Genomic DNA, 575 nt, shown 5'->3' on the forward strand with positions numbered 1-575 from the left:
ATTTATTTTCTCCATTAATAATAACATTATTTGAAAATGATTCGATTGTTAGGTTTTTATTAATTAAAATAAAAGTATTATTTGTGCCTTTATATTCTCCATCCATTAAAATAATCTTAGAATTATTTTTTGCCATCTCAACAGCACGATGGATAGATGAAACCGGATTTTGAAAACTTCCATTAGCATCATCACACCCTAAAGGATTAACATAAATTTCTTGATTTTCTAAAGAAGCATTTTTTCCATTAATTTCGTTCAAATCATGTTCAATGTCTGTTGATTCATTCACAATACTAACATAGTATCAGTGGCACTAACAGAAGCTATTGAAGTGAATAATAGGAATATTATAGATATTATTAAAATAAATTTAGTATTTGACATTGAAAATACCTCTTTTAATTAAACCTTAAAGATAAGAATTATAGTATATTTTATTCTTTGAATTTATCTGTCCCGTATTTGCATCCTAAAATTAATAAAGCTAAAATAATAATTATAAAAAGAATAATTTCATTTATGTAATTTTTATCATCAAATATTTTTTTAATTTTTTTAGTAATTTCGTAAGA

Annotated in this window: 1 protein-coding gene; it reads right to left on the bottom strand. The window is 22.8% G+C overall.

From position 1 onward, the window contains the following. On the bottom strand, positions 1-292 hold a 292-nt coding region (locus tag MBORA_RS00900), incomplete at its 3' end, for a hypothetical protein (RefSeq protein ID WP_394328381.1). Positions 293-575 lie beyond the last annotated feature (283 nt).

Source organism: Methanobrevibacter oralis (assembly GCF_001639275.1).
Taxonomy (GTDB): Archaea; Methanobacteriota; Methanobacteria; order Methanobacteriales; family Methanobacteriaceae; genus Methanocatella; species Methanocatella oralis.